Genomic DNA, 24410 nt, shown 5'->3' on the forward strand with positions numbered 1-24410 from the left:
GAATAAGTATTTATGTAATAAGGGAAAAATAATTCGAGAAAGAGGGAACATAAAAAAATATTTTTCTCTGTAAGGAAAGTTTTTGCCAGTTACCGCAAGCCACCCCAAAAATAGCCCGTAAGTTGTTGTAAAACAGTTAGTTGTCATGGCTTATGGAGTCGTAAGCCACCCCTTCCACCGTAAGCCACCCTTTACCCTATGAAAAGCCCAAATGACGAGTTAATCAGCCTGGCCCTAACTGTAGTCGAGGTCTTAGACAAACGGTGTAAAAACGGAAGCCATAAACCGCCCTGGGAAGGCTTTCACAACGAAAACGGGGTAGAAGTTGGCTCACACATTGAACGGCTGATAAACAAAGCCAAACGCATTTTACAAGCCCATGTACCTTAATCACAAGACAAATTTCCAATCAAACGAAAATAAACCGATGAACATCCAAGAACAGCCCGTAGTACCTGGTTACGTGGTAAAAGCGAAAGACCTTTCAAATCCTAATTATCACAAATCCCACACCTTTCGAGATAGCAGTTTATTATCCTCCCGGCAAGCTGCTTTGCAATCTGTGCAACGGTTACTGACTGAAAAGCAATCTCATCAGGTGTTAGACATTACGATTGATCTGGTGGAATTTGATAGAAGTCAGATCCCTAATCCTTTCAGAATTATTGCTACTGTTTTTCAGCAGCGGTTTCAGCGTAGTCAGGTCATCACTCAATTGACATTTGGTCCAACAAAAGAAGATGAAGCATGTAACTCCCCTAAAGCTATTTGGAACAGCTTGGGAGAAATGGCCAGTGAGTATGAATACTATCTCACACAGAACTACGATTCTGGCTTTGGCAACGTAGTAATGAATCTGGAAGGACCAAATAAATACCTACCGGAAATCAAGAACCTGTCTGCCCTGTCGGATGAGCAAATTGAGGAACGCTTAACCACTCTCCGACAACCAAAGCCTTACAGTTCATTCTATATGCTCTACGATGCTTTTCCTCACGCTGCTAAGCTGATTAGTCAGTACAATAATCATTATGCCAGTGATGAAGGAATACTCCGCTTCAGCCTGGATTTCTTATCTCCACAATAAGTATTACCCATTAACGACAGCTAAAAAAGATGAAACAGACAAAGCGAGGTGCCCCAACAAAATACAAGCCTGAATATGCAGAACAGGCCCGTAAGTACTGCCTACTGGAAGGCGCTACGGATGAAGAACTAGCTGTATCATTTGGCGTTACAATTCGCACCATTGATAATTGGAAGCGGCAATATCCTGATTTTTTGCGGGGAGTCCAGGAAGGAAAAAAAGTAGCGGATGCCAACGTTGCTGAGGGCTTCTATAAACGGGCTATCGGCATTGAATTTACTGAGGTGACACGTGAACTAGTTGATGATCAATTGACCGTCACAAAGGAAGTTATTAAGCTTATTCCGCCTGATCCTGGTGCAGCATTAAACTGGCTGAAGAATCGACAACCGGCCAAGTGGCGTGATAAAGTAGAGGTAGCTCACTCGGGTAAAGTCGAAACGAATGATTTAGGCAACCTCAGCGATGCCCAATTGAAGCAATTATTAACCGAACTCGAAACCAAAGCCAATCGTGGAAACGCTGAGTCCTGACTTTATCCGCATAGAGCAGGTACGCCGGGAACTTGCCCGGCGTGACTTTGCCCACTTCGTGCCACAGATCAAGCCTGATTACCAGATGACTTGGTTTCATAGTGTGATCTGTGAGCGTCTACAACGCTTTGCCCGGAAAGAGATCAAAAAGTTAATGGTTTTTATGCCTCCTCAAAATGGGAAGTCTGAAGTGGCTACCAGATCTTTCCCGCCTTATTTGTTCGGTCTAAATCCAAACTTACGAATTGCCGTCCTCAGCTATGCAGCATCAAAGGCTAAGAAATTCAACAGGGAAATTCAGCAGCGATTAACCAGCCCACGGTATCAAGCTTTGTTTCCGGCTGTTCGTCTTGCCAGTGCAAAAGATGAAGCCGTTGCCCGTACAACTGAACAATTTGACTTGGTGGGCTTTAGTGGTTCTTTGAAGTCAGTTGGCAGGCAGGGACCGCTAACGGGTGATCCGGTCGATGTGGCCATCTTAGACGACTTGCTAAAAGACCGCTTAGAAGCTCAATCGCTAACCATCAGGGAGAACACCTGGTCATGGATTGTAGACGTGGTAGAGACACGTTTTCACAACGATAGCCAGATTCTCTATGTGACTACTCGTTGGGATGAAGACGATCCAGCAGGCAGGTTTCTGGAACGCGATGGCTACCGATCAGAATCAAATCCGAATGGTTGGGAAGTGGTCAGCTTTGCTGCTCTTAAAACGGTTGATATTGTTCCATATGACCAACGGCCTATCGGTGCAGCTTTATGGCCTGAACGTCATTCTAGCGAACGCTTAGAAGCCATTCGACAAAACAGCCCATTGACGTTTAATAGCCTTTATCAGCAAGATCCAAGGCCATCAACCGAAGCGATGGTCTTTTCTGACTGGATTGAAATCGATGAGTTTCCCGCTTGTGATGTGCAGTTTGCCGGTATGGACTTTGGTTACTCGAATGATCCAACGACACTGATACGTATAGGGCTAAGCGGTAAGAACATGTACCTGGATGAATTGATCTATGAAACAGGCTTAACTAATCCCGATATTCTACAACGGGCACACCTGGCTAAAGTAAATTCTCAGGAAGAGGTGATTGCCGATAATGCCGAACCAAAAAGTATTGAAGAGATCCGAAGGGGCACAACTTTAGAGAGTGGCCAGCGGCTAAATGGCCTTAATATAAAGCCTTGTACAAAAGGACCAGGCTCAATAAATGCAGGCATCAGTAAGCTAAAAGAATACCAGGTGCATTACACCAAACGTAGCTTAAATATTCGGCGTGAGGTCCGCAATTATCAATGGATCATGGCAGGTGGTGTAGCAACCAACACGCCCATTGACGCCTATAATCATGCTTTAGATGCAGTTCGGAGCGCGGTTTATACCAAATATAATGTACCTGTTGGCGGACCTAGAATTAGCCGCCCAATGCGAAAAAACAACAGCTATTTCAGTCAGTAAAATTTCAACTTAATAGACAGCTAAATTAATGAAAGACGGATTATATATTAACAATGTGTGGGTGTGTGAAATAGACTTTTCCCTTACGTTTCAGGGAAATGATCTAACACAACCAGATGCCCGTACTGCTTCTTATTCTAACTCCTTCAGATTACCTGACAGTCAGGTTGTCCGTGATCTGATGAACGGCGGTGAACAGATTGATGCCGGTGGGCCAAACCCATACCGGCAACTACCGGCTTTTGTCATCGATGAAGGCGAACGCACGTTTCAGGGTATCGTTGAATTTGATAGCTTTTCGGCTGGCTGGAAGGTCAATCTTTATGATAGCCTTATTTCTTTTTTTGATGCCATCAAAGACAAGATGCTTACAAGCCTGGATCTTTCCCGGCTCAATCACCCGTGGACACTGGACCAGATCACATCCCTAGCCGGTAATGCTGAGGGCGTAGTTTATCCGATGGTTGACTACGGTGGTATAGATGCTGGCATTATGCCGTATGATACAATTTGCCCTGGTGTGTATGCGAAAACGATATTCGGCCAGATCTGCAAAGAAGCCGGTTACAAGCCCGTTGGTGACTGGCTGAAAGATCCGCTGTTTGAAGTACTGGTTTTGCCGTTCGTCGGTGCTGATCCGAAAGCCCATGATGACCAGTGGATAGATGACCGTTCGGCCCAAATAACCACCAACGGCACCACCACCAGCATTAAGCTTTCGTCTGGCCACACCGTTAATCAGATTGTTCCATTCAGCATTGATAACATGGTGCTGGACGGCTACACACAGGGCAAACTAAAGCCCTTCAAGACTGATCGTTACAGTTACGTATGTCCAAATAACATGCGTTTGAAGGTGCAGGCTCAACTAATGTATGTGTCTGTTGTTCGCTACGGGGCTGCTGACATTGAGTTCATCTTGGAAAAGAACGGCCAGCCGATTGCCACTACGCACTACTCGAAAGGTGGGTACTATAATGGGCTAAACATTACTGAGATTCTGACCATCGATGAAACGATTGATTGTCTGGCCGGTGATGAACTTCAGTTTAGGCTAACAGGTAGCAGCCGGACAAAACTAGCTGACTATGCCTATTATTTTAGCCTACTGGCTGGTGAAACGTGGGTAAGTTTCGTGCCTGACGGTCTGGTTCATTTGGGTGATACCTGGCCAGTAGCTGAAAACTTACCGGCTGATATTTCCTGTACAGATCTAGCCCTCAGTATTGCCAAAATCATGCAGGGTACGTTTATCGTTGACGAAAAGCGAAAAACGGTTAAGCTGGTGCCACTGAATGATGTGATTGCCCAAATGCCGACTGCGAAAGACTGGTCAATGATGGTCGATGAAACCAATGAGCCGGAATATTCAGTACAATTGGAAGGCTACGCGGCAAAAAACTGGTGCAAGTGGAAAGAATACGATGAAAAGTCATACATCGGTTATGGTGACGGCTTTTTATTGAGTGGAAACAGTTCAAACCCAACGGAAACAACCCTGTTTGACTTGCCTTTTATGGCCTGTTTGTCGTCTGAAAACACCATTGGCGGGTACGGAAGCCCGATTTTGATCAAAACCAGATCAATCAGCAAGTCAGGCGATACCACGAATATCAATAAAAATGATGCCTCAGCGCGGCTTATTCTGGTCGAACCAACCAAAACGGTAGCAGTTCAGACCCGAACCCTTACGCCTGCTGGTGATTTCTTAGATGTGGCCGTTACACTTACTGCCTGCTGGTGGGCAATTCGGCCAGCGGGGGCAAAAACGGATAACAACTCGTTCAGTTTGGCCTTTTCGCCAGTGCTGAAGCAGACTGAACAGCCCTTGATTGACCGCTATTTTAAGCCACTGGTCAGAGTGTTACGTAGGCCGCGAATGCTGACGGCATCGGTTTATTTAGATCCGGCTGAAGTGGCTAGTTTGGATCTGTCCGTACCTATCCGGCTGAAGAAAGTACGCTTAGGCAGTATTGAAGTAAATGACACTACATTTTACCTGAACAAGTTAGGTCCGTACAGATCCGGCCAAACGGCTACGGCTGTGTTGATTGCTGTTTAAAATATTGCCTTGCGTTGATAGATATAAAATTTATTAACGCAAGGCAATATTTAATAATTTTTTTCGATCACCTAGTAAACTTAAGTAAGGTAAAAGTTGTCTTATTAAATATTTCCTTCTATTAAAATACTGTTAATTTAAATTAAGAAACGAATATCATAACTTATATGGCTAAATACCTAATATATTTAGATAGGTAAACCAAAAATTTGGAATGCTGCCCAATATAAAGGATCTCTCCAGCGAGAATTATTTCTCATTGCTGTAATAGCAAATTGTAAAGCTACAGAATTACTTACACCTTCTTTTCGTTTTTTATAAAATATCTCTAATAATTCTCTAGTAGGTCTATCTTTAACAGGCCATAAAGTTGCAATTACATTGCTAGCACCTGCTATGAATAATGCTTGTGTTAAGCCAGTTAAATCACCACCTGTTGCTTGTTCGACCATTCCAGTTTGACAAGCCGCTAATGTTACAAGGGGGCTACCATTAAACCTGATACTGTTAATTATATTTTGAACACTTAAACTGCCATTAATTTTCAAAGCAGCATAATTTGAATCACTTGCATCAAAATAGCCATGGCAACCAAAATGTATTACTTCAAATAATTGACTATTAGAATAAAAAGCTACATTTTCAGGTGTTGCATCTGATGATGTTAACTTAATTGTTTCATCAAAATTTTTAGCTATCGCAATTGCTTCTGCTTCTACATTGTACAAGTAATCACTTGTTTTACTACTTGATCCTGCATATACTATACTTAACAACCTCGAATTATTATTGAGTGATTTATTGCTCTGTTGGTAGATAGCTGATAAAAATGAAATACTTGAGACTGTAGATAATGTAAATTCTTCACATATAGGTCTCGAGTATTTATTACTTTGTAAAGCCCCAATAGGAACGGCGTATAATATACTGTGAGGTGCTACTACAATACTCTTCTCATTTGTCAAATAAGGCATTAATGGTAACCAAAGATCTTTGTAAAGTTTCTCAAAACCACTAAAATCGTAAGCATATCTACCTTGCTGAAAAGATTCCAAAACCTTTACACATGAATTTATATCAGTTGGAGTAATGTTAGGCAATGGCACATAGTAACAATTGTTTTCATCTACTATAAATGCCATCCACATTTTAGGATGATTTAGAAATTCAATAAATATAGAATTTAAATTTTTAGCTAATTCTTTTGCGCTACTAACTTCAAAACTAGGACTATATTGTATAGCCGTTGAAACGGGAAATAAATAACTAATAGCTTCTAATTTAGCTTTTATGTTTTGACGTATTGAGTTTATTTCCCAATTAGTTGAGCTTCTGAATTTTCCCATTTCATTAGCATCGCTTATAGGAATGAAGTTTGGAGTAGAAGAACGAGATTTATTTGTAGAGTTGGATGTAAGAGCATCCAATTGCTTCTGGAGAATTTTAACTTCTTCATACCTTGGTAACAATTCAGGGTATTTCATAACTACGTCTTCAATTGATTGAAGCGACTGTAAACGTTCTATATCAGTACGGCCTTTTGATGCCTGAACATAATTAAAAGCAGCTTCATAATCTTGTGATTTTATGCATGCATATATTAAAAGACTATATAAGGAAGTGCTTTTGTTACTTAAATTACTCTTACTATCTGCTCTATGAAATTGCTGCCTTAAAATTTCAGTAGCACTATGTGAAATCTCTAAAACTTGACGAGCATCATACCACTCATCAAGTAGACAGTATGATTGGCCACATTTAAATGATGCTGACTTACATTCTTCTGGATATGTATCTGGAGTGAAAACCTCCAAAGCAAGATTAAAAGCACTTATCGCTAGCTTTAGGTAACCAATAATCTGGTTATTAGCACACTTATAATATGCTAAACCTAAGTTAAGTTGTATAGCAGCCCAATGATAAGGAAAGTCAATCTTATTAATAATTTCCAAAGACTCACGGAATAAATTAATTGAGTTTATAATATTTTTATTCAAATCGCCTTTTATTCTATCTATAAATAGAAGGCCTAAATTTTGCTTACTTATTGCCCACTCAACGGGTGAGTCTTCTTTATTAAATACATTCAAGGAAAGCTCTAAAGCATCTTTTGCATCCTCAAGGTTATCCCCTTTATCGCCGCTTATGCGTTCACGGTATGCAATACTTAAATTACATTGTGTATTTGCCCATTCAAGAGGAAAATTCGTTAAATTACTTATTAATAAAACTTCCTGGTATAATTTAATTGCAGTATCAATATTACGAGAACGGTCTCCTCTTACTCTCCTTGAAAGTGCCATAGCCAGATTATTTGTGGTTTCTGCCCATTCTTTTGGAAAGTTACTTTTACTTCTAACCTTTAATGCCTCGTTAAAATAGTTTATAGAAATTTCTATACTTTCAGCCACATCTCCATCAATATGTCTACTATATAGATTCCCTAAGTTATTTTTCGTTTGAGCCCATTCAAAAGGATATTCATTTAATGTAAAAACACTGAGTGCAAGATTATATTCATCTAATGCTTTTGTTTTATTAACCGAAATAAGCGTTTGCGGCTCTTCATTATACAGTACCCCCAAAGTTGCATGAGTTCTTGCCCATTGTACAGGATAGTTATCACGGCTTACAAAATTTATTAATTTGTCAAGGATATCTTTTGCATCTTTTAGGTTATTGACTTTATTTCCAGTTGGGCGCGTAATATATAAATTACTTAATTGAACATTTGTATCGATCCAGAGAATAGGCTGATGTTCTTTTGTTAGAATTCCCAAAGCCTGAGTTTGATATTGAATTGCTAGTTCTATATTTTCTGACCGTTTACCGTAAACTCTTTCATTATATGCATTTCCTAGATTATGCTGTAACATAGCCCAAGTGATAGGGTGTCCATCTCTCATAAAAAATGATTGACTTATGTTATATTTTTCAATAGCAAATTCAATATTTTTAGCACGATTTTCATGAATTCTTTCAAAATAAATGTTACCTAATTGCATATGAATGCTTGCCCAATTTTCTGGAAAATTTTCTGTAGTGTATACTTCCAATGCTAAATTTAGACAATTTATAGCTTCAGAAATATTCTCTTTATTATAACTATACATCAAATATGAATCTGCAATCTTTCTATTTATGCTAGCCCAGTCATTAGGAAAATCATATTTTGTGTAAAATTTTAAAGATTCCTTGAAATGATTTATTGCAACTTCGATTTCGTCTTCTGGTAGTTTCATGATTTTTAAATAGCTATTTCCTACTGAACGTTGGGTGGTTGCTAATAGACTTGTATTATTTTCAATAATGAAAATATCAATTGCTTTTCTATATTCATCAATGGAGTTTTTATACTCTCTTAAATGAAATAATGTATCACCTTTCTCACCACATAATAAGGCCCAATCTAGTGGAGTTGACAACTCATCTACTATAGATAGTAAAAGGTCTATACTTAGAAGCCTTTTCTTTAAACTACTCTCTGGGATATTAGTATAATTAACCTTTCCTATTGTCTCTTGAAAATGTAAGCTAATTAACCTCTCATAATGATTTTTTACATATTTATAATTCATTCCCTCATCAATACTTAAATGGTATTCAAATAGTTCTTTTAGAAAAATTAGTGCATATATATCAGATAAAAATTTAATATTATTTTTCAAATACTTCTCTTTGTGCTCAATAGCTGCCACTAACCATTTTTCCACTAGATATTTAATTATTTTATTTAAAACATATTTATTTCTATCAATTACATGTGCTTCACAATTAGTAAGTATATAATATAAATCATTATTAATTAATAAAATATCATTATCCATTGTTTTATGTAATTCATTATGACTATAAATAATTAACAATCTATTTATTAATAAGTTATATTCTGTGATTTTATCGTTATTCATCTTAACTTTATGTATGTTACAAAATTGTTGATAATGATTATTATTTCCCTCTAATTATTTAAAAATCCCGATCTTTACCTTTACCCGACGAATATATAATTTTTAATTATATTGGGCTTAATTATTATCTCTTTCAAAAATAACAATTAAGCGGATACTCAACTTGTCTTTCGTTAAGGTTAACGGACAGTTTGATAATTGTGTAACTTTGTACACTTACTATGCCTTACACTATCCAGTCTTATACCTATAGCCCACACATAAATGTCAATTATTAGACAAAAAGTAGGTCAATCGATTCGAGAAGCACGAAAGGCCAGAGGATTAACACAGAAGGAATTAGGCCAAAATTTGGGTGTAGCTGATTCTGTCATCACCAATTATGAATCCGGCAAACAGAACTTAACGATTGATACCCTACAAAAAGTAGCCGAAGTGCTAGGCGTAGAGGTTAGCTCCTTTTTTAAATAAAATATTTTTGCCCAATAAACTATGATATATCATAGTTTATTGATATTATTGTACTGTCAATGACGAACAGAAAAGGTGGTATAGTACTGATGAGGTTGCCCACTGGACCGTATGTGATGCCTTGATAAAGAAAAAAGCCCCAACGCTAACGGCCTGAGAAACCAGCGAAGGAGCAAGTGTTTCACCTAACTTTTAAAATCAAATGAACACGGAACAAAACTACGTGGGTAAGGGAACCCATGCAAACGATTCTGAGCAATCGGCAAAAACGGTCCTACAAACATCTTTTACGGTTGATAATCGGCAACCGGATTCAGATCTGGAAAGGGAGTACCAACAGCTTTACATGATGGTGAGCAACTTCTTATATGAAGCCGGTACATCTGGACCTGTTGACCTGGTGAACGGTCTGGTATTAGATGCCGTACACAGCAACATAGGCTTTGATCCCGAATCTGAATATGAGCCAGCACAAGAGTATCCTATTTCTCAAGCTGATCTAGCCCGTATGTTCAGTGCAAATCAATTGACTAGCTTTTTGATAAGGTTATCTGAGAAGTGGCAACGGATTAAGAGATTAAAATCTAACTAAAAATGACTTGAAATAACATCCTCAACTTAGCTAATAGTTGACTAGCATCATCCCTCATAGAGCGTAGGAATAACATGCTTTGTACAGTACTGTGAAGTAGCTATAAGGCCCCGGATATAACCGGGGCTTTCTGCCATTAAAGCACTGTCAGAAAACACATCAAATCATTATATACTTACTAAATTCAACCCTTAGATGCATATTAACAATACATAATTGGCCGAAATCATATGCATTTAAAAAACCATGCCACTGCTTACATATAATATTGAGCTAGCTAGTAAGCCCGATAGAACAGGACGATCATCAGTGATGGTCCGTTTACATATGAAAGGCCAAAAGCCAGCACGGATATTAACCAGTGTCAAGATTGTAGAAGCTCATAAAAGTTGGAATCCAAAGAAGACTTGGGGTAAATGGGTCTTGAAGGATAGACGAAAGGAAGATTTAAATACTGAAATTGAAAATGAATACTTGAGGATAAAAAAACGAGTTGAGCTATGGCAGAAGGAGGAACCAGACTCTATACTAACACCTGCTATATTAGCTGACCGGTTTAAATCTGGATCTTCTGAACGTTACTTTGTCTGGCTGGATGCCGTTTTAGAAGACGTGAAACGCTCAGCCTATTCAACGTATGTAAACAAAAAGAGTGCTGTCAATATATTCAGAGAATGGGCTGGTGATGACTTACCCTTACAGTCTGTTACACCAATGCTGGCAAGGGACTTTCAGCGATACCTAATCACTACTGATTCAGAGAAAACAGGGGACAAACGAAAGGCTAGTAGCATCAATGTGATTATCATTAAACTTCACAAGATGCACCAGGATATTTTAGTTAAGTCGGGCAAAAGCCCTAGAAAAGCGGCCTTGCTTTCGCCTTGGGGTGACGTTAAAAAGCTAACAGAAGTTAAATCACAAAAGAGTAAGCTAAGCGAAAAAGCCATTCAAGATATTTCAAAAGTAAGCGTAACGGCCAGGCGTAAACGTGTGTCAGTGGATGACGCTTTTCGGGTCTGGCTTCTGTCTCACTTTCTGGCCGGTATGCGCTTTGCCGATGTAATGCAGTTGCGTTATCGAAGCTTCACCACGGATGCCGATGGCCAGCCGGTTCATTTAAAGTATGAAATGCTAAAAACCGGGAATGTGGTTAGTATCCCTTTGTTTGAGTCGGCAATAAAATTACTGAAACATTATTGGAACCCACAGGCCAAAGCCACTGATTATATCTTGCCCTGGCTGGACAATAAAGCAGGATATGCAAAGTTGCTGACGTATGAACAGTATAGATCAGCCAGCTTTGAGGTAAAAAAGGCGCTCTACAATGCGATCAGTCCGCTAAACGTATCGATTAACAGAAGTCTAAAGAAGATCGAATCTGAATCAAATTTGAATGGCAAATTAAGGATGCACAATGCCCGGCATAGTTTCGCGGCACTAGCTAAGCAGATTATGAAGGATGATAAGTCAATTACCATGATTGACATTCAAAGCATGATGGGGCACAGTAGCTATAAAACAACTGAGATATACACAAACGACTTTGACGAAACCCAAAGCATTCAGCCGATGCAGGCTATTTTCAATAGGAAGAAAGGCCTAATACGTTGACAATAATCAAGTGATTAACGATTTTATTCAAATTGAACCAACCACTGAAATCATTCAAAATGCCAAAGGCAACTTACTGACAAAACGACCAAACCCAATAAATACCCTTTTGTCAGTTTTGTCAGTAAGCGGATCTAAACTATTCCATAGCATTGAGCAATAAGTCATTCATAAGGACTTTATAGGCACTACTACTTTATGGTAACTAACTTACTAAAATGGTAGTTACATTATTTATGTCGTAAATAGATAAACTTTTATAAAGTCATATAAATCTATTTGGTCATACCCCAGAGAGTCAATAAAGAACTCTGCTCTATCACATCAAAAATACGTTTCCCTTTAATTAGCAAATATTTTAGGCTTTTAGGGCTATCCAAAATACTTGCGGTAAATTTAGCTAATTTCATATTTTCTTTAACTTTTTCGTAATAACTCCTTTGGCCATTATAAGGATTTACTTCAGTCCAACCTACATCAATTTTGATTGTTCTATCAAAAAAATTATAATTTGGGTAATTAACCCAAGTTATTTCGCTTGTAGCGGTTTCCACACCAAAAACTATTTTACCTGGGTCAGTGTAATTCTCTGAAACGTTTAGAATTGGCGCTAATGCCTTTACAACTGAGGGAAAATGTCGCTCGCTAAAAAAGCTATCTGGCATATTATCTGAAGTTTCACTAAAAGCTTTTTTCATTTTATTATAATCACCAAAGATTATACTTAATAATCTAATAGCTTGTAAAATTGGAAAATCGCTACTATGGATGTAGAATGATTGAATACCTTCAGCAAGGAACGGCCTAATATTTGAATACCCGATTCTACTGTTTATATGTGGTTTAGGCGAAGCAATTTCAAACCTTTTAAGTATATGATCTTCCATAGGTTTATAAAAGTCATATTTAATAATATTTCTAATAGTTAAAATACCTGATTTTACAAAATGGGCAAGAAATAGACCTAATACAATCTCAGCATCTTCATCTTCAATAACGCTCTTTAATTCTGTAAGACAAAAATATTGTATTTCGGCGCTATTATCAAAATGAAAAATGTCCAATGAAAAGAATTTACTCATGTACCCATTAAAATCAACTTTATCGCCGTACCTATAAGCATATATATTTTGAATATTATCTATATCACATACTATAATAATCTTATCAAATCCGAATTTATTATCTGATCCAAGATGATCGTTATGTACGCTCAATATATTTAAAATGCGAAATATATGCTCTGGATCTAATCGATCAAAGTCATCAATTATAAGTACATTTTGCGTTGTAACTACCCCTTCAATATTCTCAGCATTTTGTATTTCTTCACGACAAAATTCTAATGCCACTTGTATTGTTTGCGTAATTAAATCGTTTTCATAAATAGATCCTTTGCTCTCAGTACTCGTCTTTAAATAGTCTCCTAGTATATCATAGTCATTTTTTAACTTTTCATTGATAGCTCCTTTAAATTTTTTGTATGTATCGAAAGCGAAGGTTAATTTTTCAATTGCAGTACCTAACGAAGCTGTAATTTTGGCGCTTGGTTCAGGAACATCCTTTATAGATTGCATAGCATAAGCCAGTAATTTAACAATCTCTAAAGGCTTATTTTTTATATATTGATCTATGTATAGATCTTCTGAAAAGTGCTTTTTTAAAATTGGCTTAATATGTCCATCTTTAATTAGGTGATAGGCTATATCTACCTTTATATATTCGAAAATATCTTCATTCTGGCTGACAGCGTACTTTACTGGTGAGAGCCAGAAGGTATTTACTTTGTCTTTTTGGCTTTCAAAAAATTCATTCAGAAAAAAAGTCTTTCCAGAACCAAACCTGCCTGAAAATACAATTCGCTTATTATCTTTGTCATTAAAATGCCTTTTAAAGGCCACTAACGGGCCATCTGTTTTAATTATAGTTTGACTAGACTTCATTTTTATAAGGTTATCGTTAAAGCAATGATTGATTTATATGATATATTAACCATATAATTGTTTCATTATTATCAAATATAATTACACTTAATACTTATTTGCGATTCAACAATTGCACTAATTACATTACTTATACATTAATTCTAAATTGTGTGTATATGAATTAGATAACACTATCGATGATATATGAAGTTAGAAGCATAGTAGAAAAATTTACCATAACTTAATCAAATGGCTCCGCATAAATTATGTGATGCTTGCCTGCAAGAAGTGGGGCTCCACTAGCCACACCCCTACTGTAAGTACAAACTAAATAAAGATTACCAGAATCGAAGATAGCTACTACAGGTTCGCCACTAGATGGCGATACTTCTCCTACTGACTCAGTGATTTTTTTCCCGTTATGCCAGAAACAAATTTCACGAATTCGAGCGTTTGATATAGTGTTAACCTGGTTGGTTACAGATTCCTTCAAAAGATTGTAAACGCGTTCAGCATGTTCATCATTGCTAGAAGCTGGCACAAAAAACTTCATGATTTATATAAGTATAGTTGAATATTAACTCATTTTGCTAACTTAATTAATTTACACAATCTCATTATCTAATCTAAAATATCGCCTTAATCTATCATCATAAACTGTACTATCATCATCTATGATATATTCGTAAACATAAAAAGATGTTTCTTGATATTTGATTTCAGGTATTACGTCAATAAACATCTGCCCTGAATCACTAAAATCTCTGCATAGTAATTTCCAATGTATTATTATCTCTTGCGTGTCTTCAATTGTAGGTCTAATGCATATTGCATCACTCTTTATTCTATCTTTTTGAATTAAGACTGAATTTTTGTATTTAAAAACACCACTTTTAGAATCATGCAATTGTATATTATATGAGTATGCTTCCAAATCTAAAAAATTATTTTTTTTATCAACTATCTCAACTATTACATCTCCTTTTATAGAAAATTCTAATTTAAACTCTTCAAGTACCTTATCACCTATATTTTCTAATTGAAAGTTGAACAGTATACTACTATTGTTCTTATATATTTTGTTGTATTCAAAATGACAAGGTTGAGGGCTTAAAGCTCTTTTCTTGTAATCTTCATATATTTTCTCATAATTGGTTGGCATATCTAAAACGAACATGTCTCCAATTTGCCCCATATGCTCGAATTTACCTTGAGGTTTAAACGCTATATAATTTCTAAAGAATTTTGGTTTACAAATTAACCGATCTGAGCCATTAGAAAATGACACTAAGGCGGCAAAATTTGATTTAAAATTAATTTTCTTTACATACCAATCATGGGTACGTTGGTATTGGTCAATCAAGCTAACGATGTCCTCCCAACAATATAAATGGACTTCAAAGAGCCCTATTTCTCTACACTGAATATCTTTGATCCGTACATATTCCTCTATGTCCACATCTTTGTTAGCTGTAGTGGCGAAATATAGCTTTTTGAGTTTGGGCTTGAATCGTTTAGCTTTCTCAATCTCAGCCTCAATCTCTCTCTTCGTTAATTTGGCATTAGTGTAGTCATCCTTGCCTTTACACTGTATACCATAATAGCCATCTTCTCCTTGGGGGGTACCGTACACATCTACGCCTGATTGGTTCTGCCCACTTCTACCATTCTTCTTTGTTTCAGGACACCTCCATATTTCGCCCCAAAGAATCCAACATAGCTCTTCGAAATCCTGCCAATTTTCTGGTTTACGCAATTGTTGTTTCACTTTTTATCTTCTCATGGTAGAACCTAGTCTAAACTTACTATGAATTCTTCATCTAGCAAAATAATCACTCCGCAGTCGCTTTAGCACCATTGAAGTTAACTTTATAATTATTAATAGTTCTCAAAGTTAAACCTTCGTAATCGGCTGCATAAAAATGCAAACCGTAGTGCAAACCGGAAACTGTAAAACAACAAAAAAGCACTTACCATTGCTGATAAGTGCTTGATTATCTGGGACTTTAGATGTCGGGGTGGCAGGATTCGAACCTACGACCTCCTGCTCCCAAAGCAGGCGCGATACCGGGCTACGCTACACCCCGAAGAGATATTCTTTCACTCAGCGGAGAGAGAGGGATTCGAACCCTCGGTACCGTTACCAGTACGACAGTTTAGCAAACTGTTCCTTTCGGCCACTCAGGCATCTCTCCGAAGCCAACCAAACTCTTCCTGATTGATTGGGACACAAAGGTAAGGCAAGAATTCGTTCTCAGCAAGAGGCAAACCAAAAAATCTTTTTTAAATCGCTAATTTCGCCCTTCCTGATGCTAATCTCTACGGAGCAATTTAGTTCATCGTCAGGCCGATACCCTTCAAAATGAACTGGCTTTATTCCTTTTCCAGCACCGAATTTATTTTTATTGGCCTCTTTATCGGCCTTTATACCCTGTATGTTTGGCGCACATTTCGGCTGGCTCGTCAATTAAATACAGCCGCCTGGGGTGTTGTACCCAAGTTTTTTTTGCGCGGCATTTATTTGACGCTGTTACTTATTGTCCTGCTGGGACCCTCCTTCGGCGAAGCCGAAGATAATCTGCTGACCAGTGGTCATGATACGTTTCTGCTTGTGGATATTTCACGCTCTATGGACGCTGGCGATGTCGTTCCGACGCGGCTCGAACGGGTCAAATACGACATTCAACAGTTGTGTGATACCTTGCCAGCCGACCGATTCGGTCTGATTATGGCGACTCAGGAATCGTTCGTCCTGTCACCGCTGACGGCCGATCATGATGCACTTAAACAACTCATGCGCGAGGTGCATACGAGTGCTTCGCTCACCGGTGGCACGGATTTATGCAATGCCATTGAGCTGGCTCGCCAGAAACTCCTGACCGATTCGTCGACTTATCAACGGGTTAGAGCCATTGTTCTTTTTAGTGATGGAGAGAACTTCGGCCCCTGCGAACGCAGCGAACTGGCCCGTCTGCGGTCGTTTGGCCTGCCCCTGATCACCGTTGGCGTAGGTACGGAGACGGGCGCATCAATTAAAATGGGGCGCGATTTTGTCCGGGACGATAATCATCAGATTGTTCGAAGCCGACTCAACCGATCGTTTTTACAGGAGCTTGCCCGCGATGGCCGGGGTCAATACATTGAAGCCGATCCGGGTGGAGCCTACGTAAATGAGTTGGCGGGGTTTTTACGTTCGTTAAAAGGCCGGGTTATTGACCAGCAACGCGTGGCGGTGTCAACAAATAAATATTATTATTTTTTGATAGCCGCGCTGGTATTCATGGCCCTTGATTTAATTGTAACGATTCGAACCTTCAGATTGTGAGTTGGTCTCCCTATTTCGCCTTATTTTTGCCAGCCATCCGTTAACACCTGATGATTTACCTGTTCATAACCGTCTGGCTGCTCTGGGGCGAACTACTGCCGGTGAGTCCGATTTCCCGAAATAATCAAATGCGCCAGGAAGCACAGGCCGCTTATCAGGCAGGCCAGTACACGCATGCGCTGTCTTTATACACTTCGCTGAGCCGTGCAACCACGACCATCGATCCGGCCGTACGGTTAAATCTGGGCCACACCTTGTTCAAGTTAAATCAATTCACGAAAGCAAAGCCGCAGTACGAAACACTGCTTCAATCAGACCGGGCCGATTTGCGCACGGCGGCTGCTACGCAGTTGGGCGTTATTGCCTGTCTGGAGCATGACAGCGCAACGGCTTTGTCGTTGTTTCGGCAAGCCTTGCTCGAAAATGCAGACAACGAATCGGCCCGTTACAACTTCGAACTCATAAAGAAATACTTCTCCGGCAAAAAGCCAGACCCAACCACGAAACCCAGGGAAGCCGATAAAAGGCCTCAGCAGGTCAACAAGCCACGGCCAGCGGGTGGGCAGCAGGTAGAACGGTCGGCGCGGCAGGATGAGCTTCTACGCCGGTTTCAGCGCCTGAATCTGAATGAAGAACAAGCGCTTCAGTTGCTTGATGCGATGCAAAGTGACGATTTGCCATATGCGCTGACGCGCTCAGCCCGACGGGCCAAAAAACAAGCCGCTTCCGAGAACCGGTGGTAGGCATTCGTGTTATTAGTATACTATGAATGAAGTCGTCATTGTTTCTGCCGTTCGAACACCCATCGGGAGTTTCGGAGGGGCTTTATCCACCTTGTCCGCAACTGATTTGGGGGCTGCGGCTATTCGGGGTGCGCTGAGCCGAGCTGGTGTTCATCCAGATCAGGTCCAGGAGGTTTATATAGGTAATGTAGTATCGGCTAATGTGGGTCAGGCACCCGCCAAACAGGCGGCCCTGAAAGCGGGGTTGCCCGCAACGATTCCGTGTACGACCATCAATAAAGTATGTGCATCGGGCACAAAAGCAATTATGCTGGCCGCTCAGGCTATTCAGTTAGGGCAAGCGGATGTGATTGTAGCAGGTGGCATGGAGAGCATGTCCAATACCCCTTACTACGTCCCAAAAGCTCGTTTCGGGTATAAGTATGGCAATGCTGAGTTGGTGGATGGGCTGGCCCGCGATGGATTGGTGGATGTCTACGATCAATGTGCGATGGGCGTCTTTGCCGACAAAACGGCCGAAACCTATGGTATTGGTCGGGAGGAGCAGGATGCGTATACCGTGCAATCGTACCGCCGGTCGGAAGCCAGTACGCAAAGCGGCCGATTTAAGGCCGAAATCGTTCCAGTCGACGTAGCCGGCCGCAAAGGCAGCGTGACGGTGAACGAAGACGAGGAATATAAGAATGTCATCTACGACAAGATCCCAACGCTGAAGGCCGCGTTTACGCCCAATGGTACGGTTACTCCCGCCAGTTCGTCACCGATCAGCGATGGTGCGTCAGCGCTGGTTGTCATGAGCCGCCAGAAAGCGGATGAACTGGGCTTGACACCCCTGGTCCGGATACTAGCCTACGCGGATGCAGAACAGGAGCCCCAATGGTTTACGACGGCTCCTATTAAAGCCGTACCCCTGGCGCTGCAACGGGCGGGACTGACCGTCCAAGACATTGACTTTTTCGAAATAAACGAGGCTTTTTCTGTTGTCCCGCTTACATTCAGTAAAGTGCTCGACATTCCCCAAACAAAATTAAATGTATCGGGTGGGGCCGTGTCCATTGGGCATCCGCTGGGCGCGTCGGGAGCCCGAATCGTAACAACGCTGACCAACGTGTTGTACCAAAACGGCGGTCGCTTCGGTGCCGTTGGCATTTGCAACGGCGGTGGTGGCGCGTCGGCAATCGTGCTTGAAAAATTGTAATGAGGGCGAATCGTGCGGCTTCAGCCATGCGTAATTCGGCCAAACTTAATGTAACTAGATGAACGCTATTCAGGAGACCAATTTTCAATTTCCTGGCCAAACGGCCTTTTATCGCGGCAAAGTACGTGATGTTTACTCCTTTCCGGACAAACTGGTCATGATTGCGTCAGACCGGATTTCGGCTTTTGATGTGGTGTTGCCCCGCCCGATTCCGTTCAAAGGACAGGTGCTCAATCAAACAGCGTCTTATTTTCTGCGCGCTACCGCCGATATTGTTCCAAACTGGCTCCTGGATATCCCCGATCCCAACGTAAGTATTGGCCTCAAGTGCGATCCCTATGCCGTTGAAATGGTCGTACGCGGCTATCTGGCGGGTCATGCCTGGCGGGAGTACCGCGAGGGCAAACGAATGCTCTGTGGCGTGGCATTACCCGAAGGGTTACATGAAAATGATCGACTGCCTGCACCCATCATCACGCCATCCACGAAAGCACATGAAGGGCACGATGAAGATATAAGCCGCGCCGAAATTCTGAGTCGGGGTATCGTTCCGGAAGACGAATACGTTCAATTGGAAACATACGCCCTGGCTCTTTTTGCCCGCGGTACGGCCATGGCGGCCGAACGGGGACTGATTCTGGTCGACACCAAATACGAATTCGGCAACCTGGACGGGAAAGTCTACCTGATCGACGAAGTTCATACACCCGACTCCTCACGTTATTTCTACGCCGACACGTACGCGGAGCAACAACAGACAGGTCAGGCACAAAAACAATTGTCAAAGGAATTCGTTAGAGAATGGCTTATCGCAAATGGTTTTCAGGGGAAAACCGGCCAGCTGATTCCAACAATGTCCGATGAATGGGTGAATCAAATTACAACCCGCTACATTGAATTGTTCGAAACGGTGACGGGGCAATCATTTCAGCCCGCCGATGCTTCAGATCCCCTGGCCCGTATTGAAGCAGCTGTTGCGCAGGCAATTTCTATACACTAAGTGCCCAATAGGCCCTGACCTGAAAATAACCGTCTAGCCTGACTCGGTCAGATTATCAGTCAAATTTCAGAATACATGAATTACACAATTGAAAAAAACGAACAGTTCGCCCTGATCCGGTTAGCCGAAAGTCAGTTTGGGGAAGAGGTATCGACTCCGTTCGAAATGTTGAGCCGCAGTCTATTCCGGGAAGGCTACAGCAACATTATTGTCGATGTAGCCACGGTAGAAACGGTTGATCAGGCCGGTCTTACAACCATTCGTCGCATCAACAGACAGTGCATCAATGAAGTTGGCCTATTGATTCTGGTTACCAAAAACGAAAACCTGATTACGGTGCTGGACAGCGCCAACATCAGCGACCTGACCATACTGCCAACCGTTGAAGAAGCCATTGATGCCGTGTTCATGAACGAATTGGAAAACGATTTTCGAAGCGAAGAGGATGACGAGTACGACATCGGGGGGAGCGTCGGTAACGCCGATGCCTAACGCACAAACCAATCAGGAAACGGAACACGCCCGGCCAGCCAGCCAGCCTTTTTCCCTAACTATTTTAGGGGCCGGGTCGGCTACGCCAACCCTGCGTCTTCACCAGACAGCCCAGTTGCTCACGATTGGAAGTGACTATATGCTCATCGATTGTGGTGAGGGTACGCAGCTACGCCTGCTGGAGCAACGGATTCGGCTGAGTCGCCTGCGCTACATCTTTATCAGTCATCTGCACGGTGACCATTATTTTGGATTACCCCCTTTGTTGTCGAGCCTGAATCTGGGCGGGCGAACCGAAGATCTTTACCTCTTCGGGCCACGCGGCTTAGATGAAGTGCTGACAACGATCTTCCGGGTTTCGAACGCCCACTTAGGATTTCGACTTCACTTTCAGGCTGTCGAGCCAGATGAACCGTCGCTCCTGCTTGACCATCCGCAGTTGACGGTCGAGGCCATTCCCCTGCAGCACCGCATCGCTTGCTCGGGCTATCTTTTCCGGGAAAAACCGCACAAACCGCATCTGCTGCGGGAGAAGCTTCCGGCGGATGTGCCGGTCGCTTACCTGAAGCAATTGAAAGATGGCCACGATATTCTGGGAGCCGATGGCGATATTTTGTATGCCGCTGCCGACTACACGGAGCCGGGACCTCCTCCCCGCTCCTATGCTTACTGCTCGGATACCCGCTATGTGGTCGAGTTGGTGCCCCAACTGCAGGGTGTCAGTTTGCTTTACCACGAAGCTACCTTCCTGGAAGATAATGCCGAGCGGGCCGCCGAAGTGTATCACTCTACCGCTAAGCAGGCAGCCATGATTGCCGCCAAAGCCGGAGCCGGACGGTTGCTGATTGGCCACTTTTCATCGCGCTACAAGCAGTTCGACTTATTTCTGGACGAGGCCCGTACTATTTTTCCGGAAACGTATCTGGCCATTGAGGGCGAAACAACGCCTGTATGATTGTAAGTTAGTAAGTGGTGAACACGCCGATAAACCGGCGCCGATAAAACAGGCGTTTGCCACTTATAACTTCTTTTTCTTACCTCGACCGGTTTCTGACTATATTTAGCCCCTAAACTTTATCCATTCATTCATGCTGGCATTTCGCCTGGGGTTTTTAGACATTGGTTGGCTCGACTTACTCGACATTGGCCTGGTAGCTCTTCTTATTTACCAGATTTACAACCTCGTTCGCGGAAGTGTTGCCAGTCGGGTATTTGTCGGTTATTTATTGGTTTACCTGGCTTATCTGGTTGTCAAGGCATTGGGTCTTAACCTGATGACCACCATCCTGGAGTATTTTATCAGCGTCGGTGCCCTGGCCCTGATTATTATTTTTCAGCACGAAATACGGCGCTTTCTGTTGCTTATCGGCAAATCGACTAATCTGTCCAGCAACCGATGGTTACGCCGGTGGCTACTTCGCGATTTCGATGCTACAGAAGAATCCACCACTTCCTTGAAGCCCATCCTGGACACCTGCAAAACGCTGGGTGCCGAGTTTTCGGGGGGGTTGCTGGTTCTCCAGAAAAACGATGATTTAGAAAAGTTTGCCGCATCCGGCGAAGTCATTGATGCCGACATATCGAAACCACTTTTGCTGGCTATTTTTAGTCAGTACAGTCCACTACACGATGGAGCGGTGATCATTAGTGAGGGACGCATTCGGGCGGCCCGCTGTATCCTGCCCGTTTCGGAAGATGATGAACTACCGCCCTCACTCGGGTTTCGGCATAGGGCTGCTCTGGGAATGAGCGAAGCGACGGATGCAGCTGTTATTGCCGTTTCTGAAGAAAGCGGCCGTTTATCATTGGCCCTCAATGGCGAATTATTCACCAACCTCAGCCAGCTTGAACTAGAAAACAAGCTGGAGAAATACCTGCGCGAACCCAAAAACCGATAGCCCTTATCGTTTGTACTAAAGACAAAGGCCCATCCGGAAACGGCGGGCCTTCTTTGTTACTAAGTGATCGAACTGATTTACGTCTGCTAATATTCGAGTATATACGTCAGATTTTTAGCCTGTTCAATAAAATCACCGATTTGCTCGACAGACGGTGGCCGCTGCGTAAATTGCCGAACACTGTTTATTTTAATCAATTTGGCATGCAGGTTTTTAGGATCCCGTTCCGCTAATTCTTTGACGGTATCAACACCAGCCTCTTCCATCAGGTCGCTATACACACGACCAATTCCCTTAACCCGGGCTAAATCAGCACGATTAGCCAATTCCAAAATAATCTTTGCATCAACACCGCTTGCCGAAGCCAGTGCTTTACGATCTGATGGTGTTTTAGTGGCTTCCAGTAGCGAATCACTATCACTAATGCCTTGTCCTTTCAAGGCATTTAACACGGCATCCGTAATGCCACGTAGTTCTCCAAGCGTAAGGCTCATATCTGAATGAAGTTGAGTTTTAACATGAAATTCGGCCCGACCTTCAGGCCATATGGTACTTTTTTTAACGAACAAGGTACTTTCTTCGAGTATCATTCAAAAGAAATTTCTTCTGAGCGGTAAAGCTTTCCGGATGTAACTGAACAAATTCATTTTGCCATTCGGCGTATCGAACTGGTTCAGTGCGTTGAAAAAGACTGGCATCTATCTTCTTCTGAAGCAGGTACTCCTCAAATGTCATCTTGCACTTTTTTTACTATTTCCAATAGCCTTTTTTATTCACCGGCAAAAGGCTTAATTCATCAGAAGTACATACAAATATACAAAGTAAACTATGCGACTGATTTACTGCATGGAGAATCTTTAATAATATTAAGTAGTCACGATCAATAAATAAATGCATTGCTTATGACCTTAAACTCCTGACTACCAATGACTAAAACTTATTATCTGAAAAATCACCCGTTTTAAGATGTCCATTTTAGTTACTTGGAGAAAGTATTGTCTTTGTAATACATCTAAAAAAATGACAGGTGAAAGGCCAGCCTTATTCGTGCAACTTTTCTTACTCTTTAGGCAATAAAAAAGGATGGAACCGAAGGCCTTTTATGCGATTATATTCCAGAGAAGGAGCCGCAATCTTAAAAAACTGGGCCGTCCCGACAAACCGTTGCAACGAAGGCGAAAACGAATTGATACGGGACAAATCAGCGTCGGGCGAAATAAAAAACTGACGGTATCGCTCAAATGTAATCGGGCGGCCTTCTTTATCAACTACCGGTGGATTTTCGTGCCCACCGATCATACCACTGCCGCTGTACCCTATATCCATATTTAGCCAGCGTGGAAATGAGGGACCGACGGGTAATATAGATGCCAGGTTAACGGATAGCCAGTACTGCTGCCCATTGTAGTCTTTCAGCATTTGAACGCCTGTCGTTTTGCCGAGTACATTAGGGCGGAAGGGTGGAAAAATCGTTTTCCGGAAGCCATACTTCAAACTCACAACTTGTTGGCCCGCCCCGTATTGCTGCCCCATAAACAGAGCCGTTCCTACGGTATTGGCCAGCATATCACCTTTCGAAAATCCCCATCCTTCCGAATGCCCGTCGTACACTTCCAGTGTTGTCTGAAACAACAGAGCCAGCAGGCCACCGGTCAGAATACTGGCCTGTTCATTTACTCCGCTCCAGCGCATCAGTTCATACCCGCCCCGGCTCATGCAGTAAGCCGTTGCGGCATGGCCAACTTTATCCATCTGGAGCCATTCCCGGTTGTCGTTGAAGGAGTGAAACGGGACTTTTTTCTTGTACCACTGCTTACGCAGCATGAGCAGTGTTAGGGTATAAAAAGCCGCCGTACCCACCAGTACACCAATGAATCGCCCCTGCCGAATGCCCGTTGGGTCAGGTGTAGCCGAAGCGACGGGCAACGGTTGCGCCCGAACTGACTGGCCAAGAAGGAGCCCACACAAACAGAGTAATACAAAGGCACGAAATGGGTAATTCATGGGCTAAAATTATTAAAAATAGGCGGGTTGGCCGCTCTCGCATCAAGTCGTCCGGCCAGATTATTCGCTGCTGATCTATCAGACGTTTCCTGATGAAGC

Annotated in this window: 21 protein-coding genes and 2 tRNA genes; 15 read left to right on the forward strand and 8 right to left on the reverse strand. The window is 41.9% G+C overall.

Annotation, left to right across the window (positions count from 1 at the left end):
* Window positions 1-198: 198 nt before the first annotated feature.
* The 5 genes from ACYU8Y_RS19955 to ACYU8Y_RS19975 are packed head-to-tail and all read left to right on the forward strand — an operon-like array spanning window position 199 to window position 5138.
* On the forward strand, window positions 199-390 hold the full coding sequence (locus ACYU8Y_RS19955; RefSeq protein ID WP_460939837.1) for a hypothetical protein: 192 nt from the start codon (window positions 199-201) through the stop codon (window positions 388-390).
* 37 nt (window positions 391-427) lie between these two features.
* Window positions 428-1087 carry a hypothetical protein gene (locus ACYU8Y_RS19960; RefSeq protein WP_460939838.1) on the forward strand — a complete coding sequence of 220 codons (660 nt, stop codon included), beginning with the start codon at window positions 428-430 and terminating at the stop codon, window positions 1085-1087.
* 29 nt (window positions 1088-1116) lie between these two features.
* Window positions 1117-1620 carry a helix-turn-helix domain-containing protein gene (locus ACYU8Y_RS19965; RefSeq protein WP_460939839.1) on the forward strand — a complete coding sequence of 168 codons (504 nt, stop codon included), beginning with the start codon at window positions 1117-1119 and terminating at the stop codon, window positions 1618-1620.
* Complete coding sequence (locus ACYU8Y_RS19970) at window positions 1601-3076, forward strand: terminase large subunit (protein ID WP_460939840.1); 1476 nt, start codon at window positions 1601-1603, stop codon at window positions 3074-3076. The genes ACYU8Y_RS19965 and ACYU8Y_RS19970 overlap by 20 nt, the downstream gene beginning before the upstream one ends.
* Window positions 3077-3104: 28 nt before the next feature.
* Window positions 3105-5138, forward strand: coding sequence for a hypothetical protein (locus tag ACYU8Y_RS19975; protein WP_460939841.1), 2034 nt, complete (start codon window positions 3105-3107; stop codon window positions 5136-5138).
* A gap of 188 nt (window positions 5139-5326) precedes the next feature.
* Here the strand turns inward: ACYU8Y_RS19975 and ACYU8Y_RS19980 are convergent, their stop codons facing one another.
* Window positions 5327-9049, reverse strand: coding sequence for a CHAT domain-containing protein (locus tag ACYU8Y_RS19980; protein WP_460939842.1), 3723 nt, complete (start codon window positions 9047-9049; stop codon window positions 5327-5329).
* Between the two features lie 264 nt (window positions 9050-9313).
* Here ACYU8Y_RS19980 and ACYU8Y_RS19985 point away from each other — a divergent pair, with 264 nt between their 5' ends.
* The 3 genes from ACYU8Y_RS19985 to ACYU8Y_RS19995 all read left to right on the forward strand — a co-directional run bounded on the left by ACYU8Y_RS19985 (window position 9314) and on the right by ACYU8Y_RS19995 (window position 11726).
* Window positions 9314-9520, forward strand: coding sequence for a helix-turn-helix domain-containing protein (locus tag ACYU8Y_RS19985; protein WP_460939843.1), 207 nt, complete (start codon window positions 9314-9316; stop codon window positions 9518-9520).
* A gap of 202 nt (window positions 9521-9722) precedes the next feature.
* Window positions 9723-10112 (forward strand): hypothetical protein, encoded by a 390-nt coding sequence (locus ACYU8Y_RS19990; RefSeq protein ID WP_460939844.1) that lies wholly within the window; start codon window positions 9723-9725, stop codon window positions 10110-10112.
* A 246-nt stretch (window positions 10113-10358) separates the two neighbouring features.
* Window positions 10359-11726, forward strand: coding sequence for a tyrosine-type recombinase/integrase (locus tag ACYU8Y_RS19995; RefSeq protein ID WP_460939845.1), 1368 nt, complete (start codon window positions 10359-10361; stop codon window positions 11724-11726).
* A 275-nt stretch (window positions 11727-12001) separates the two neighbouring features.
* Here ACYU8Y_RS19995 and ACYU8Y_RS20000 read toward each other — a convergent pair whose 3' ends face one another.
* From ACYU8Y_RS20000 to ACYU8Y_RS20020, 5 genes are all read right to left on the reverse strand, one after another.
* Window positions 12002-13669, reverse strand: a complete 1668-nt coding sequence (locus tag ACYU8Y_RS20000; protein ID WP_460939846.1) for a P-loop NTPase fold protein — start codon at window positions 13667-13669, stop codon at window positions 12002-12004.
* A gap of 223 nt (window positions 13670-13892) precedes the next feature.
* Window positions 13893-14204, reverse strand: a complete 312-nt coding sequence (locus ACYU8Y_RS20005; RefSeq protein WP_460939847.1) for a hypothetical protein — start codon at window positions 14202-14204, stop codon at window positions 13893-13895.
* Between the two features lie 51 nt (window positions 14205-14255).
* Window positions 14256-15419: a restriction endonuclease gene (locus ACYU8Y_RS20010; RefSeq protein ID WP_460939848.1), complete on the reverse strand. Its 1164-nt coding sequence runs from the start codon at window positions 15417-15419 to the stop codon at window positions 14256-14258.
* 245 nt (window positions 15420-15664) lie between these two features.
* A tRNA-Pro gene (locus tag ACYU8Y_RS20015) sits at window positions 15665-15738 on the reverse strand.
* Window positions 15739-15759: 21 nt separating this feature from the next.
* A tRNA-Ser gene (locus tag ACYU8Y_RS20020) sits at window positions 15760-15846 on the reverse strand.
* 167 nt (window positions 15847-16013) lie between these two features.
* Between ACYU8Y_RS20020 and ACYU8Y_RS20025 the strand changes: the two genes are divergently transcribed.
* The 7 genes from ACYU8Y_RS20025 to cdaA all read left to right on the forward strand — a co-directional run bounded on the left by ACYU8Y_RS20025 (window position 16014) and on the right by cdaA (window position 22307).
* The gene (locus ACYU8Y_RS20025) at window positions 16014-16976 is read left to right on the forward strand and encodes a vWA domain-containing protein (RefSeq protein ID WP_460939849.1); all 963 of its coding nucleotides are present in this window, start codon (window positions 16014-16016) and stop codon (window positions 16974-16976) included.
* Between the two features lie 50 nt (window positions 16977-17026).
* Window positions 17027-17719: a tetratricopeptide repeat protein gene (locus tag ACYU8Y_RS20030; RefSeq protein ID WP_460939850.1), complete on the forward strand. Its 693-nt coding sequence runs from the start codon at window positions 17027-17029 to the stop codon at window positions 17717-17719.
* 22 nt (window positions 17720-17741) lie between these two features.
* Window positions 17742-18917 (forward strand): acetyl-CoA C-acyltransferase, encoded by a 1176-nt coding sequence (locus tag ACYU8Y_RS20035; protein ID WP_460939851.1) that lies wholly within the window; start codon window positions 17742-17744, stop codon window positions 18915-18917.
* Between the two features lie 58 nt (window positions 18918-18975).
* The gene (locus ACYU8Y_RS20040) at window positions 18976-19917 is read left to right on the forward strand and encodes a phosphoribosylaminoimidazolesuccinocarboxamide synthase (protein WP_460939852.1); all 942 of its coding nucleotides are present in this window, start codon (window positions 18976-18978) and stop codon (window positions 19915-19917) included.
* A gap of 75 nt (window positions 19918-19992) precedes the next feature.
* Window positions 19993-20409, forward strand: a complete 417-nt coding sequence (locus ACYU8Y_RS20045) for an STAS domain-containing protein (protein ID WP_460939853.1) — start codon at window positions 19993-19995, stop codon at window positions 20407-20409.
* Window positions 20402-21364 carry a ribonuclease Z gene (locus ACYU8Y_RS20050; protein WP_460940327.1) on the forward strand — a complete coding sequence of 321 codons (963 nt, stop codon included), beginning with the start codon at window positions 20402-20404 and terminating at the stop codon, window positions 21362-21364. The genes ACYU8Y_RS20045 and ACYU8Y_RS20050 overlap by 8 nt, the downstream gene beginning before the upstream one ends.
* Window positions 21365-21497: 133 nt before the next feature.
* Window positions 21498-22307 carry a diadenylate cyclase CdaA gene (gene cdaA / locus ACYU8Y_RS20055; protein WP_460939854.1) on the forward strand — a complete coding sequence of 270 codons (810 nt, stop codon included), beginning with the start codon at window positions 21498-21500 and terminating at the stop codon, window positions 22305-22307.
* Window positions 22308-22393: 86 nt separating this feature from the next.
* Here cdaA and ACYU8Y_RS20060 read toward each other — a convergent pair whose 3' ends face one another.
* Both ACYU8Y_RS20060 and ACYU8Y_RS20065 read right to left on the reverse strand, forming a co-directional pair.
* Entirely contained in the window at window positions 22394-22801 is a 408-nt protein-coding gene (locus ACYU8Y_RS20060) for a DUF4332 domain-containing protein (protein WP_460940328.1), read from the reverse strand.
* A gap of 565 nt (window positions 22802-23366) precedes the next feature.
* Complete coding sequence (locus ACYU8Y_RS20065) at window positions 23367-24311, reverse strand: DUF2279 domain-containing protein (protein ID WP_460939855.1); 945 nt, start codon at window positions 24309-24311, stop codon at window positions 23367-23369.
* Window positions 24312-24410: the final 99 nt, after the last annotated feature.

This window comes from Spirosoma humi (assembly GCF_054776575.1).

Coding starts and splice junctions, on each gene's coding strand:
- ACYU8Y_RS19990 (WP_460939844.1), top strand. CDS start 9,723: ATGAACACGGAACAAAACTACGTGGGTAAGGGAACCCATGCAAACGAT.
- ACYU8Y_RS19955 (WP_460939837.1), top strand. CDS start 199: ATGAAAAGCCCAAATGACGAGTTAATCAGCCTGGCCCTAACTGTAGTC.
- ACYU8Y_RS20060 (WP_460940328.1), bottom strand. CDS start 22,801: ATGAGCCTTACGCTTGGAGAACTACGTGGCATTACGGATGCCGTGTTA.
- ACYU8Y_RS19965 (WP_460939839.1), top strand. CDS start 1,117: ATGAAACAGACAAAGCGAGGTGCCCCAACAAAATACAAGCCTGAATAT.
- ACYU8Y_RS19995 (WP_460939845.1), top strand. CDS start 10,359: ATGCCACTGCTTACATATAATATTGAGCTAGCTAGTAAGCCCGATAGA.
- ACYU8Y_RS19985 (WP_460939843.1), top strand. CDS start 9,314: ATGTCAATTATTAGACAAAAAGTAGGTCAATCGATTCGAGAAGCACGA.
- ACYU8Y_RS19960 (WP_460939838.1), top strand. CDS start 428: ATGAACATCCAAGAACAGCCCGTAGTACCTGGTTACGTGGTAAAAGCG.
- ACYU8Y_RS20000 (WP_460939846.1), bottom strand. CDS start 13,669: ATGAAGTCTAGTCAAACTATAATTAAAACAGATGGCCCGTTAGTGGCC.
- ACYU8Y_RS19975 (WP_460939841.1), top strand. CDS start 3,105: ATGAAAGACGGATTATATATTAACAATGTGTGGGTGTGTGAAATAGAC.
- ACYU8Y_RS20050 (WP_460940327.1), top strand. CDS start 20,402: ATGCCTAACGCACAAACCAATCAGGAAACGGAACACGCCCGGCCAGCC.
- ACYU8Y_RS20025 (WP_460939849.1), top strand. CDS start 16,014: ATGAACTGGCTTTATTCCTTTTCCAGCACCGAATTTATTTTTATTGGC.
- ACYU8Y_RS20035 (WP_460939851.1), top strand. CDS start 17,742: ATGAATGAAGTCGTCATTGTTTCTGCCGTTCGAACACCCATCGGGAGT.
- ACYU8Y_RS19980 (WP_460939842.1), bottom strand. CDS start 9,049: ATGAATAACGATAAAATCACAGAATATAACTTATTAATAAATAGATTG.
- ACYU8Y_RS20005 (WP_460939847.1), bottom strand. CDS start 14,204: ATGAAGTTTTTTGTGCCAGCTTCTAGCAATGATGAACATGCTGAACGC.
- ACYU8Y_RS20065 (WP_460939855.1), bottom strand. CDS start 24,311: ATGAATTACCCATTTCGTGCCTTTGTATTACTCTGTTTGTGTGGGCTC.
- ACYU8Y_RS20030 (WP_460939850.1), top strand. CDS start 17,027: ATGATTTACCTGTTCATAACCGTCTGGCTGCTCTGGGGCGAACTACTG.
- cdaA (WP_460939854.1), top strand. CDS start 21,498: ATGCTGGCATTTCGCCTGGGGTTTTTAGACATTGGTTGGCTCGACTTA.
- ACYU8Y_RS20045 (WP_460939853.1), top strand. CDS start 19,993: ATGAATTACACAATTGAAAAAAACGAACAGTTCGCCCTGATCCGGTTA.
- ACYU8Y_RS20040 (WP_460939852.1), top strand. CDS start 18,976: ATGAACGCTATTCAGGAGACCAATTTTCAATTTCCTGGCCAAACGGCC.